This is a genomic window from Streptomyces sp. NBC_01012 (assembly GCF_045162755.1).
Classification (GTDB): domain Bacteria; phylum Actinomycetota; class Actinomycetes; order Streptomycetales; family Streptomycetaceae; genus Streptomyces.
The window spans coordinates 1900942-1913838 of record NZ_CP108688.1 but is presented as its reverse complement, the minus strand read 5'-3'; the positions used below and the strand labels follow the sequence as shown (position 1 = coordinate 1913838).

At 70.1% G+C, this 12897-nt stretch carries 9 protein-coding genes; 6 read left to right on the top strand and 3 right to left on the bottom strand.

The window, feature by feature from the left end; genetic code table 11:
* Positions 1 to 450: 450 nt before the first annotated feature.
* On the bottom strand, positions 451 to 4419 hold the full coding sequence (gene eccCa / locus OG623_RS08250; RefSeq protein WP_406145560.1) for a type VII secretion protein EccCa: 3969 nt from the start codon (positions 4417 to 4419) through the stop codon (positions 451 to 453).
* A 253-nt stretch (positions 4420 to 4672) separates the two neighbouring features.
* Between eccCa and eccD the strand changes: the two genes are divergently transcribed.
* The 6 genes from eccD (at position 4673) to OG623_RS08220 (ending at position 11765) form a co-directional block, all read left to right on the top strand.
* The gene (gene eccD / locus OG623_RS08245; protein ID WP_406145559.1) at positions 4673 to 6181 is read left to right on the top strand and encodes a type VII secretion integral membrane protein EccD; all 1509 of its coding nucleotides are present in this window, start codon (positions 4673 to 4675) and stop codon (positions 6179 to 6181) included.
* Between the two features lie 176 nt (positions 6182 to 6357).
* Complete coding sequence (gene rpsO, locus OG623_RS08240; RefSeq protein ID WP_003965855.1) at positions 6358 to 6648, top strand: 30S ribosomal protein S15; 291 nt, start codon at positions 6358 to 6360, stop codon at positions 6646 to 6648.
* 277 nt (positions 6649 to 6925) lie between these two features.
* The gene (locus OG623_RS08235) at positions 6926 to 9139 is read left to right on the top strand and encodes a polyribonucleotide nucleotidyltransferase (RefSeq protein WP_406151735.1); all 2214 of its coding nucleotides are present in this window, start codon (positions 6926 to 6928) and stop codon (positions 9137 to 9139) included.
* The gene (locus tag OG623_RS08230) at positions 9136 to 10515 is read left to right on the top strand and encodes a M16 family metallopeptidase (protein WP_406145558.1); all 1380 of its coding nucleotides are present in this window, start codon (positions 9136 to 9138) and stop codon (positions 10513 to 10515) included. The genes OG623_RS08235 and OG623_RS08230 overlap by 4 nt, the downstream gene beginning before the upstream one ends.
* A 31-nt stretch (positions 10516 to 10546) precedes the next feature.
* Positions 10547 to 11299, top strand: coding sequence for a 4-hydroxy-tetrahydrodipicolinate reductase (gene dapB, locus OG623_RS08225; protein ID WP_406145557.1), 753 nt, complete (start codon positions 10547 to 10549; stop codon positions 11297 to 11299).
* Between the two features lie 13 nt (positions 11300 to 11312).
* Complete coding sequence (locus OG623_RS08220; protein ID WP_362891505.1) at positions 11313 to 11765, top strand: hypothetical protein; 453 nt, start codon at positions 11313 to 11315, stop codon at positions 11763 to 11765.
* Positions 11766 to 11841: 76 nt separating this feature from the next.
* On the opposite strand, the gene OG623_RS08215 is transcribed toward OG623_RS08220, so the two are convergent.
* Positions 11842 to 12393 carry a hypothetical protein gene (locus OG623_RS08215; RefSeq protein WP_406145556.1) on the bottom strand — a complete coding sequence of 184 codons (552 nt, stop codon included), beginning with the start codon at positions 12391 to 12393 and terminating at the stop codon, positions 11842 to 11844.
* A gap of 93 nt (positions 12394 to 12486) precedes the next feature.
* Positions 12487 to 12726, bottom strand: coding sequence for a hypothetical protein (locus OG623_RS08210; protein WP_406145555.1), 240 nt, complete (start codon positions 12724 to 12726; stop codon positions 12487 to 12489).
* Positions 12727 to 12897 lie beyond the last annotated feature (171 nt).

The following is a 12897-nucleotide window of genomic DNA, read 5'->3' as shown; positions in this document are numbered from 1 at the left end:
TTCAGGGGGAACCGGACCGGCGAGCATGGGCCGGCCGACGAGGACCTGTGCCCCGCGAACCACTCCGGCCAAGCGTGAACACGGCGGCACGCCGTACCTGTCGAGCGCGAGGTGGCACATCTCACCAGCACGTACAAGGACGGTGCGGGGACGACGAGCCGGGCGGCAGCGAAGTTGCAGGGCCGGAACCTCTGCGCGGGCCGCCGGGCCGCCGCGCTGACCGGGCAGGCTTGAACGCCGCAGTCAGAAGGAATTCGTCCGCGAAACGGTTGAGGAGATCGCCGATCTGCATCTGGAAGCGCGGAGCATCTGAAGCAGAGCCAGGGCGGCGACCCCGCAAGGCGGGCCCCGCCCCCCGCCCCCCGCCCCCGCAAGCCGAAGCGGGCGGCAACAGTGGCGCGGATGGATCCGCCTGCCTGTCGCCGCCCGCCCGGTACTGCCGTCGTACGTCTACCTCTCCCCGTCCATCAGCCCCGACTGCACCAGCGGATTCCCGCGGCGCCTCGTGACGAACACCCCGCGCCCCGGTGGCATCGGGCGCGGCCGTACGTTGCCGAGGATGTCGCCCTCGATGGGGTCGCCCGAGAGCATTAGGCCCTGTGCGCCCAGCTCCAGGATGCGCTGCATGAAGGGCTCGTACAGGGCGCGGCTCGCGCCCGCCGTGCTGCGGGCGATGATGAACCGTACGCCGACGTCACGCGAGAACGGCAGCATCTCCGTCAGCTTCGCCAGCGGGTTCCCGCTGGACGTCGAGACCAGGTCGTAGTCGTCGACCACCACGAACACCGACGGGCCGCTCCACCAGCTGCGTTCGCGCAGCTCCTGGGCCGTGACCTCGGACGACGGGGTGCGGCGCTTCATCAGGTCGTACATCGCGTCCGCGTGGTGCTCCATGTTGTTGGACATGGGCACGTACTCGGCCAGGTGCGTCGCCGGGGTGACGTCCAGCAGCGCTCGCCGGTTGTCGATGACGAAGAACTTGGCCTCGCTCCCGTCGTACCGCTCGGTGAGCTGCTTGATGAGCAGGCGCAGCAGGTTGGACTTGCCGGACTCGCTCTCGCCGAACACCAGGAAGAACGGGTCCCGGTCGAAGTCCAGGTAGACCGGCTCCAGGTTGTTCTCGTCGATCCCGAACGCGATGCCCCGATCCCTCTGCGCGTAGCCGGCCGGCAGCTCGTGCGCCGGGAGCTGACGCGGCAGCAGTCGCACCGCCGGGGCCGGCGCCGCTGTCCAGTGCCGGGCGACCTCCTGGTTCATGGCGGCCGTGGCCTCGGAGAGGTCGCTGTCGGACTTGATGCCGTCGATCCGCGGCACCGCGGCCATGAAGTGCAGCTTCTCCGGGGTGAGACCGCGTCCGGGGACGCCCGCGGGCACGTTGACCGCGGACTTGCGGTCCAGCTCGGAGTCCATGACGTCACCGAGCCGCAACTCCAGCCGGTTCATCAGGTGGTCCTTGAGGTTGGCCCTGACCTCCATGGAGCGTGACGCGGTGACGATCAGGTGGATGCCGTAGCCGAGGCCGCGCTGTGCGATGTCCACGGCGGCCGGTTCCAGGGCCTCGTAGTCCGTGCGGAAGTTGCCCCAGCCGTCGATGAGCAGGAAGACGTCACCCCACGGCTGGTCCGTCACCGAGATCTCGCCGCGCGCCCTGAGCCTGCGGTAGGTGGCGATGGAGTCGATGCCCGCGCTGCGGAAGTACTCCTCGCGGCGCGTCATGACCCCGTACACCTCGGCGACCGTACGACGTACCCGCTCGGGGTCGAGACGGGAGGCGACCCCGCCGACATGGGGCAGCCCGGAGACGGAGGCCATGCCGCCACCGCCGAAGTCCAGGCCGTAGAACTGGACCTCCTGGGGTGTGTGGGTGAGAGCGAAGCCCGCGATGAGCGTGCGCAGCAGCGTCGACTTGCCCGACTGCGGGCCACCGGTGATCTGCATGTGGCCCGCCGCGCCGGAGAAGTCCCGGTACAGCGTGTCGCGGCGCTGCTCGTACGGCTTGTCGACCACACCCAGCGGTACGACGAGCCGTCCCGCGCCCTCGAACCCCGGCTGCGTCAGCCCGCGGCCCTCCACCGCGGACAGCCCCGGCAGGATCTCGTCCAGCGACGGCGGATTGTCCAGCGGGGGCAGCCACACCTGGTGCGCGGAGGCCCCCCGGCCCTCGAGCCGGCGCACGATCACATCGAGCACCGTGTCGGCCAGGGCGTCGTCCTCGGACTTACGGGCGTCGGGCACGCCCGCCTGGGCCTCCGGCTGCACGTAGCGCACCGGCACCGGAGCCGCCGTGAAGACCACGGGCCTGCGGTCCACCGGCAGGGGCCCGGAGGACACGGTGGGCTCGGCGCCCGAGCGGTACACCCCGGAGACGTACGCGGCCTTGAAGCGCACCATCTCGTCCGTGCCGTACTTCAGATAGCCGGAGCCGGGAACATTGGGCAGGTGGTAGGCGTCGGGCACGCCCAGCGCCGACCTGGACTCGCCCGCGGAGAACGTCCGCAGACCGATCCGGTACGAGAGATAGGTCTCCAGGCCGCGCAGCCGCCCCTCCTCCAGGCGCTGCGAGGCCAGCAGGAGATGGACGCCCAGCGAACGGCCGATACGCCCGATCTGCACGAACATCTCGATGAAGTCCGGCTTGGCCGTGAGCAGTTCGCTGAACTCGTCGATGACCAGGACGAGGGAGGGGATGGGCTGAAGGGGCGCACCCGCGGCGCGCGCCTTCTCGTAGTCGTGGATGTTGGCGTAGTTGCCGGCGTCGCGCAGCATCTCCTGGCGGCGGTTGAGCTCCCCGCTGATGGAGTCGCCCATGCGGTCCACCAGCGTCAGGTCGTCCGCGAGGTTGGTGATCACCGCGGCCACGTGCGGCATCTGCGCCATGCCGGCGAAGGTGGCGCCGCCCTTGAAGTCGGCGAGGACGAAGTTCAGCGTCTCCGATGTATGGGTGACGGCCAGGCCGAGCACGAGCGTACGGAGCAGTTCGGACTTGCCGGAACCGGTGGCGCCGACGCACAGGCCGTGCGGCCCCATGCCCTCCTGCGCTGCCTCCTTGAGGTCCAGCATCACGGGGGCGCCGTCCTCACCGACGCCGATCGGGACCCGGAGCCGCTCGGCCTGCGAGCGGGCCCGCCAGGTCCGGCTGACGTCGACCGATGCGGCGTCACCGAGATTCAGCAGGTCCGTGAACTCCAGGTTGGCGAGCAGCGGTTCGTCGTCGTCCCCGCCCGAGGCCACGTGGAGGGGGGCAAGCTGCCGTGCCAGGGCCTCCGCGGCCTCGAGGCTCAGCAGGTCGGGAAGGCCGTCGTACACCAGGCCGTGGCCCGACTCCAGCTGGAGCGAGCGGGGGTCCACCACGATGGAGAGGCCGCCGCGCGCCCCGGTGACCTCGCCGCCGACGATCTCGACGACCGAGACGCCCTGGAGGCCCTCCGCCGATGCGAGCGCGGACGTCGCCGGTACGGACTGGCCGTCGAGCACGACCACGACGTGCGGCTGGTCGAGGATGGGCTGGCCGCCGGGCTGGAAGCGGGGGCGTCCGTCGAGGCGGCCCGCGAGCAGTTCCTCCAGCTCGGCGACGCTCGTGGTGATCAGACGCCGGCTGCCGGCGCCGTCGATGGCGCCGGGCACCTGGACGTGCGGGAGCCACTTCGTCCACTCCCAGCGCGGAGCGGCCTCGCGGCCGGTCGCGACGGCGATGATCAGATCCTCGGGGGAGTGCAGCGAGGCGAGCGCCCCGACCATCGCGCGGGCCGTGGCACGCGCGGACTCCGCGTCGCCGCTGATCGTCAGGTGGTAGAAGGCGCGGAGCGAGACCGCCATCGGCAGCCCGTCCAGCGTGCTGTGCGTCGTCAGGAACTGCTGCATGGCCCCCGCGGTCAGCGGTTCCAGCTCGTCGACCGGCGCGGTGTCGGGCACGACGAGCGGCGTGGCGAGCTCCTGGCTGCCCAGCCCGATCCGTACGTGCGCGAAGTCCGCGTCCCCGACGCGGCGCTCCCACACCCGGCTGCCCTCGGCGACGAGCGCCCACAGCTGCTCGGGGGACGGGTGGAGGTAGAACTGCGCGTCACGCTGCTGCCTTGCGGTCCTCAGCACGGCCCGCCGGGTCTGCGTCAGGTACTTCAGATAGTCGCGCCGCATGTCCGCCAGCTGACCCTGGGTGCCGCGCCGGAAGCGGATGACCATCGAGATCGCCATCGCGACCGTCGACGCGATCATGATCATGCCCATGATCCGCATGATCGGGTTCGGCGTCATGAAGAAGAAGACGACGGAGCCACCCATGCCGAGCATCGGCAGCAGCTGCATCATCACGCCCTCCTGCTGCCCTCGGGGCAACTCCGGAGGAGGTTGCAACTGCACCTGCTCGCCCGGAATCTCGGCGGGGAGGGCCCGCGGTGGGCGCTTGACGACAATCTGGCTCACAGCTCACCAATTCCCTTGCCGGACGGAACTGTTCCTATCGGCGCCCCCGTGGCGACGGGCTCCGTCCGCGGGAGGATCCTACTGGCGTACCCGGCGACCGTACCCGGCGACCCGAGGGCGGTAGGGTGTCGCGACGCGTGTACGCATCCGCTAACTACCGCAAAAAAACGGGTCATTCGGGACGCTGCGGAAGCCCGTGATCCAGGGGTGCGTGCCACGGGAGGTCCAGGAGAATCATGAGGGGGAGCAGCACGTGACTACGACGGCCCAAACGGCGGCCACCGGATCAGGCCGGCCGGGTCCCGGAGTACCCGCCGGCAACGCGACCGGCTTCTGCCGCGTCACGGTCGTCGCGCCCGACAGCCGCGTCGACGTGGCGCTGCCCGAGGACATCCCCGTCGCCGACCTCTACCCGGAGATCCTCCGGCTGTCGGGACAGAGCCCCGCCCAGGACGCCCCGGTCGGCTATCACCTGGTGCGCCGTGACGGCACCGTGCTCGACAGCGGGCGCACGCTGGCAGGCCAGCGCATCCTCGACGGCGAGCTGCTGTCCCTGCGGCCCTTCGCCGAGTCGCTGCCCCCCGCGGTCTTCGACGACGTATCCGACGCCGTGGCCACCGCCGTCGCCCGGGACCGCACCCTCTGGGGCGACGGCCTCATGCGCTCGGCCGGCCTCTTCGGCGGTTCGGTCCTGCTGGCCCTGCTGAGCTTCGTGCTGTGGACCTCCGACATCCGGCACGACATGCACGGGCTGCCGGGCATCCTGGCCGCCGTCACCGCCCTGCTCCTTCTCGCGCTCGCGTGTGTACGCGCGCGTGTCTACGCGGACCGCGGGTCGTCCATCGCGCTCGGGATCGGCGCCCTCACCAGCACCGCGGTCGCCGGCGCCGGGCTGCTGCCCCTCAGCGCGGGGCAGGGCATCGGCAGGCTCCAGTTCCTGCTCGCCTGCGCCGCCGTGCTGGTGGCATCGGTGATCCTCATGATCGCGGCGCCCGAGGGCGACGGCACCTTCGTCGCGTTCGTGTTCGCCTCCGCCATCGGCGTACTGGTCACCTTCATCGCGATCATGACCGGCATGGCCCCGGCCGAGACCGCCGCCGTGTGCGCGCCGCTCTCCGTGGGCCTCCTCGCCTTCCTCCCCGGACTCTCCACCCGCTTCGCCCGCCTCCCGATCGGCTTCGAGCCGCCCCGCACCACCGTCGGTGACTACGGCACGTCCGAGCCGGCCCCGCAGGGCCCCGTCGACGCCGACCGGATCACCGCCCAGGCGCGGCGCGGCCACGAACTGCTCCTCGGCCTGGTCGGCGGATGCGCCCTGGTCGCCGTGGGCGCCGCGGCGGTGCTCGGCTTCTCCGACAGCGTCTGGGGCCAGCTGCTGGCTCTCGCCACCGGCGCCGCGATGCTGATGCGCGCCCATCTGTTCCGCTACACCGCGCAGGTCGGCTGCGCCCTGGGGGCCGGCCTCGCCGCGCTCGTGCTCCTCGGCCTCGGGCTCTCGCTCAACCCGCCGGTCGAGCTGTTCCGGGACGCGCTCATGGGCGACAGCGCGGGACTCGACATCCGTACGATCTGGCTCACCGCCGCGGTCGCCGGTGTCGCAGCGCTGATCACCGCCATCGGGCTGATCGTGCCGCGCAAGGGAGTCACCCCGTTCTGGGGACGCTTCCTGGAGGTCGCCGAGGCCGCCGTGCTCCTGACGCTGCTGCCGCTCTGCCTCGCCGTTTTCGACGTCTACCACTCGATCCGGGCCCTCACCAGCTGACGCCCGTCGGGGGCGCTCCGAACGACTGGTACTCTGACCAGTGGCCGTTTGTGTACGCGTCCCCGGATCATCCTGGGGGCTGCGCTCATCGGACCTTCGCCTCCGAGTCATGGAAGCTCCCCTGAGATCAAGACCAGGGGCACTCGTGGGCGCATCGAACATCAAGAGGAGTACGCGTGCCGCTCGACGCCGCTACGAAGAAGCAGATCATGTCCGAGTTCGCCCAGAAGGAGGGTGACACCGGATCCCCCGAGGTCCAGGTCGCCATGCTCTCCCGCCGGATCTCGGACCTGACGGAGCACCTCAAGACGCACAAGCACGACCACCACTCCCGCCGGGGTCTGCTGATCCTCGTCGGCCAGCGCCGCCGTCTTCTGCAGTACCTGGCCAAGAAGGACATTCAGCGCTTCCGTGCGCTCGTCGACCGCCTCGGCATCCGCCGTGGTGCGGCCGGCGGCGCCAAGTAAGGACGCTGTGGGAGGGAGCGGCACCCCGATTCCAGGGGGCCGCTCCCTTTGCTGTACGTGTACGTGCGTGACCCGGGCAGTGCTCAGTAACCTGGACGCACGACAACAGAACGAGGAGAAGCGCCCCACGGCCGCCGCCGGTCCTCGGTAGTGGCCCCCGGGACAACGCCCGGGAGCTTCGATCGAAGACCGGCCCGCACACAGGGTGCGCTTCTCCGCACCGTCCTCCGCCACACGGGCGGCAGGACGAAAGACGACGAGTATGGAGAAATCACTAGTGGAGAACGAGACCCACTACGCCGAGGCCGTTATCGACAACGGAACCTTCGGCACCCGCACCATCCGCTTCGAGACGGGCCGCCTGGCCAAGCAGGCCGCAGGCTCCGCCGTCGCGTACCTGGACGACGACACCATGGTGCTGTCGGCCACCAGCGCCTCCAAGCGCCCCAAGGACCAGCTCGACTTCTTCCCCCTCACGGTGGACGTCGAGGAGCGGCAGTACGCGGCCGGCAAGATCCCCGGCTCCTTCTTCCGCCGGGAGGGCCGCCCCTCCGAGGACGCGATCCTCACCTGCCGCCTGATCGACCGCCCGCTGCGCCCCTCCTTCAAGAAGGGCCTGCGCAACGAGATCCAGATCGTCGAGACGATCATGGCGCTCAACCCCGACCACCTGTACGACGTGGTCGCGATCAACGCCGCCTCCGCCTCCACGATCCTGGCGGGCCTGCCCTTCTCCGGCCCGATCGGCGCCACCCGCGTCGCCCTGATCAAGGGCCAGTGGGTCGCCTTCCCGACGCACACCGAGCTCGAGGACGCCGTCTTCGACATGGTCGTCGCCGGTCGCGTCCTCGAGGACGGCGACGTCGCGATCATGATGGTCGAGGCCGAGGCCACCGAGAAGACCATCCAGCTCGTCAAGGACGGCGCCGAGGCCCCGACCGAAGAGGTCGTCGCCGCCGGTCTCGAAGCGGCGAAGCCCTTCATCAAGTCGCTCTGCAAGGCCCAGTCGGACCTCGCCGCCAAGGCCGCCAAGCCCACCGGCGAGTTCCCGGTCTTCCTCGACTACCAGGACGACGTCCTGGAGGCGCTCTCCAAGGCCGTCAGCACCGAGCTCGCCAAGGCGCTCACCATCGCCGGCAAGCAGGAGCGCGAGGCGGAGCTGGACCGCATCAAGGAGATCGCCGGCGAGAAGCTGCTCCCGGCCTTCGAGGGCCGCGAGAAGGAGATCTCCGGTGCCTACCGCGCGCTGACCAAGAAGCTGGTCCGCGAGCGCGTCATCAAGGACAAGGTCCGCATCGACGGCCGTGGCGTCACGGACATCCGTACGCTCGCCGCCGAGGTCGAGGCCATCCCGCGCGTGCACGGCTCGGCGCTGTTCGAGCGTGGCGAGACCCAGATCCTGGGCGTCACCACCCTCAACATGCTCCGCATGGAGCAGCAGCTGGACACCCTCTCCCCGGTGACCCGCAAGCGCTACATGCACAACTACAACTTCCCGCCGTACTCCGTCGGTGAGACCGGCCGCGTGGGTTCGCCCAAGCGCCGCGAGATCGGCCACGGGGCGCTCGCCGAGCGCGCCATCGTGCCGGTGCTGCCGACGCGCGAGGAGTTCCCCTACGCGATCCGCCAGGTCTCCGAGGCGCTGGGCTCCAACGGCTCGACGTCCATGGGCTCGGTCTGCGCCTCCACCATGTCCCTGCTGAACGCCGGTGTGCCCCTCAAGGCCGCCGTCGCCGGTATCGCCATGGGCCTGATCTCGCAGGAGATCGACGGCAAGACCCACTACGTCGCCCTCACCGACATCCTCGGTGCGGAGGACGCCTTCGGCGACATGGACTTCAAGGTCGCCGGCACGAAGCAGTTCGTGACCGCGCTCCAGCTCGACACCAAGCTCGACGGCATCCCCGCCTCGGTCCTGGCCGCCGCGCTGAAGCAGGCCCGTGACGCGCGCCTCCACATCCTCGACGTGATGAACGAGGCCATCGACGTCCCGGACGAGATGTCCCCCAACGCCCCGCGGATCATCACCGTCAAGATCCCGGTGGACAAGATCGGTGAGGTCATCGGCCCGAAGGGCAAGATGATCAACCAGATCCAGGAGGACACCGGCGCCGACATCACGATCGAGGACGACGGCACCATCTACATCGGTGCCCAGCAGGGCTCGCAGGCCGAGGCCGCCCGCGCCACGATCAACGCCATCGCCAACCCGACCATGCCGGAGGTCGGCGAGCGTTACCTGGGTACGGTCGTCAAGACCACCACCTTCGGTGCGTTCGTCTCCCTGATGCCCGGCAAGGACGGTCTGCTGCACATCTCGCAGATCCGCAAGCTCGCCGGTGGCAAGCGCGTGGAGAACGTCGAGGACGTGCTCGGCGTCGGCGCCAAGGTCCAGGTCGAGATCGCGGAGATCGACTCCCGCGGCAAGCTCTCCCTCATCCCCGTGATCGAGGGCGAGGAAGACGAGAAGAAGGACGACGCCGCCAAGTGACGTCCCGTAGTTCCGTGACGACGGCCCGCCCCTCATCGAAGGGGCGGGCCGTCGCCCGTACCCAAACGCTTCTCAAGGGCAGCAACGGCATCGGAACCGTCCGCCGTACCGTCCTCCCCGGCGGTCTCCGGGTCGTCACCGAGACACTGCCCTCCGTACGCTCCGCCACCTTCGGGATATGGGCCAACGTCGGTTCACGCGACGAGACACCCACCCTGAACGGCGCGACGCACTACCTCGAACACCTCCTCTTCAAGGGCACGGCCAAGCGCAGCGCCCTCGACATCTCGTCCGCGATCGACGCGGTCGGCGGCGAGATGAACGCCTTCACGGCGAAGGAGTACACCTGCTACTACGCGCGGGTCCTGGACACTGACCTCCCGCTGGCCATCGATGTCGTCTGCGACATGCTGACCGGCTCCCTGATCACCCCCGAGGACGTCGACGCCGAGCGCGGTGTCATCCTCGAGGAGATCGCGATGACGGAGGACGACCCGGGCGACTGTGTGCACGATCTGTTCGCGCACACCATGCTCGGCGACACCCCGATCGGCCGCCCGGTCCTCGGCACCGTCGACACGATCAACGCGCTGAACCGGGGCCAGATCTCCCGCTTCTACAAGAAGCACTACGACCCCACGCATCTGGTCGTCGCCGCCGCGGGCAACGTCGACCACGCCACGGTCGTACGACAGGTCCGCAGGGCGTTCGAGCGCGCCGGCGCGCTGGACCGCACCGACGCCGTGCCCACGGAACCCCGCCAGGGCTCCCGCACACTGCGTGCCACGGGCCGCGTCGACCTGCTGAACCGCAAGACCGAGCAGGCCCATGTCATCCTCGGCATGCCCGGCCTCGCCAGGACCGACGAGCGCCGCTGGGCACTCGGCGTCCTGAACACCGCGCTGGGCGGCGGCATGAGCTCCCGCCTCTTCCAGGAGGTACGGGAGAAGCGCGGCCTCGCCTACAGCGTCTACTCGTACACCTCGAGCTTCGCCGACTGCGGCCTCTTCGGTGTGTACGCGGGCTGTCGGCCGAGCCAGGTGCACGACGTCCTCAAGATCTGCCGCGACGAGCTCGACCGGGTGGCGACGGACGGTCTCGGCGCCGATGAGATCGGCCGCGCCGTCGGCCAGCTCGCCGGATCCACCGTCCTCGGCCTGGAGGACACGGGCGCCCTGATGAACCGTATCGGCAAGAGCGAGCTCTGCTGGGGCGAGCAGATGTCCGTGGATGACATGCTGGCGAAGATCGCGGCGGTCACCCCGGACGAGGTCAGGGCGGTCGCCGCCGACGTCCTCGGACAGCGGCCCTCGCTCTCGGTCATCGGCGCGCTGAAGGACAAGCAGGCGGACCGCCTCCAGGAAGCCGTCTCCTGACCACCCGTACCACTCGTAAGGAAAAGAGCACATGAGCAAGTTGCGCGTGGCCGTTCTCGGAGCCAAGGGACGCATCGGGTCCGAAGCGGTGCGGGCCGTGGAGGCCGCCGACGACATGGAGCTGGTGGCCGCGCTCGGCCGCGGCGACTCGCTGGAGGCCCTTGAGACCGGCGGTGCCCAAGTGGTCGTCGAGCTGACCACACCCGCGTCGGTGATGGACAACCTCGACTTCTGTGTCCGCCGCGGCATCCACGCCGTCGTCGGCACCACGGGCTGGACCGACGAACGGCTCGCGCAGCTGAACACCTGGCTCGCCGGCTCCCCGGAGACCGGTGTGCTCATCGCGCCGAACTTCTCCATCGGCGCGGTCCTCACGATGAAGTTCGCGGAGAAGGCCGCCCGCTACTTCGAGTCGGTGGAGGTCATCGAGCTCCACCACCCGAACAAGGCGGACGCCCCCTCCGGCACCGCCACCCGCACCGCCCAGCTCATCGCCGCCGCCCGCGAGAAGGCCGGAGCCGCGCCGCAGCCCGACGCCACCGCCACCGCACTCGACGGGGCCCGCGGCGCGGACGTCGACGGGGTCCCGGTCCACTCGGTCCGGCTCCGCGGCCTCCTCGCCCACCAGGAGGTCCTGCTGGGCGGCGAGGGCGAGACCCTCACCCTGCGCCATGACTCACTGCACCACAGCAGCTTCATGCCGGGCATCCTGCTCGGCACCCGACGCGTGGTCACCACTCCCGGCCTCACCTTCGGCCTGGAACACTTCCTCGACCTGAACTGACTGGGCCCACCCCATGCGCGCAAAGCTCACCTACGTCGTCACCGCCGCCGTCCTGGTCTTCTACTTCGTCCTGGCCGGCAGCCGAGGAGTGCTGCTCATCCGGCACGGCACACTGCTCACGGTCACCTTCGGCGTGGCGGTACTGATCCTGCCGGTGATCGGCGTCTGGTTCCTCTGGAAGAACACCCAGTTCGTGCGCAGGGCCAACGCCCTGGCCGCCGAACTGGACGCGGAGGACGGCCTTCCCGTCGACGAGCTGGTGCGCACGCCCTCCGGACGCATCGACCGTGACTCCGCCGACGCCGTGTTCGCGCGGCGCCGGGAGGAGACCGAGGACAGCCCGGACGACTGGCGCTGCTGGTTCCGCCTCGCGGTCGCCTACCAGGACGCGAGGGACACCCCTCGCGCCCGTAAGGCGATGCAGCGCGCCATCGCCCTCCACATGAACAAGCCGGTACGCGCCTGAGTGGCGCCGTACCGGCTTGTGGGGTGTGGCTGCGGCCCCTGGGGGCCTGGCTGCGGACCCCTGGGGGCCCATGCCGTCAGCTCCGGCGGTATTCGTCGGCCCAGGCCTCGATGGAGTCCGTGGCACGCTCGAACGCCTCGGCGCGGGACAGGAAGTCCGCGTTGTGGTCGGTGACCAGCGGGGCCAGCTGCTCGCCGCCCCTGCGCACCACGACCAGGGCCTGTCCCTGGACGGTGCGTGGGAAACCGAGCCACTTCACCGGCTGCTGCACCGTGCGGACCACCGCGGTGTCCCGCCACCGCAGGGTGGTCGTACGGAAGAAGCCCACCCTGCGCACGCCGTGCCGGCTCACCCAGGCACCGACCCGAAGCAGCCGCAGCGCTCCGGCGATCACCAGGGCGGCGAGCACGAAACACACGGTGGCACCGGACAGGGACCCGGCGAACGTGATGATCATCGCGGCCAGCAGGACGAAGGACGCCAGCAGCAGCAGAGTGGCTGCCGCCGCGACCCGCCACGGGCCGGGGCGGTAGGGCCGCCGCCAGCTGTCGTGGTCGTCGAACGGCAGCGCGATGTCCTCTGCGCCCGCGTCGAATGCGCGGTCGGCCGTCAGGAAGGGCAGGGGCACGACTGATCCTCACTCACAAGCACGCTCGATTGCTGTGCCCGGTGAGGCTACCGAGCAGCCCCGCGGCCGACCACCCCAGGGGGCCCGTACGGGTCAGCGGTGCTGCGAGGCCTCGGACGTCTGGCTGTGCGCGGGCGTCCGCTCGGTGTCGAGAGCGGGCAGACCGAAGAGCAGCGAACCGGCGAAGCCGGCGACCAGGGTCAGGCCCAGGAGCGAATGAGCGGCCAGCTGGGAGCGGCTGGCGCGACGACGGGGAGGGGGAGTGACATTACTGCGGAATCGGTCGGCCTCGGCAACGAACGAGAACGGGACGGACTCACGCCGGCGGAACATGAGGAAGCTCTCCTTGAACTCTGTGACGGGTGCTGCTAATGAGTCAGACGTACGAGGAGCCCGATCCGTGCCCCGAATCGCCGAACCCGTCCAGATTTTCCCACCGACTTCCCATCGACCTCCCATGGCTTCCCACCGGCTTTCCCGCCGACAGGGGGCCGGTCCCGTGGC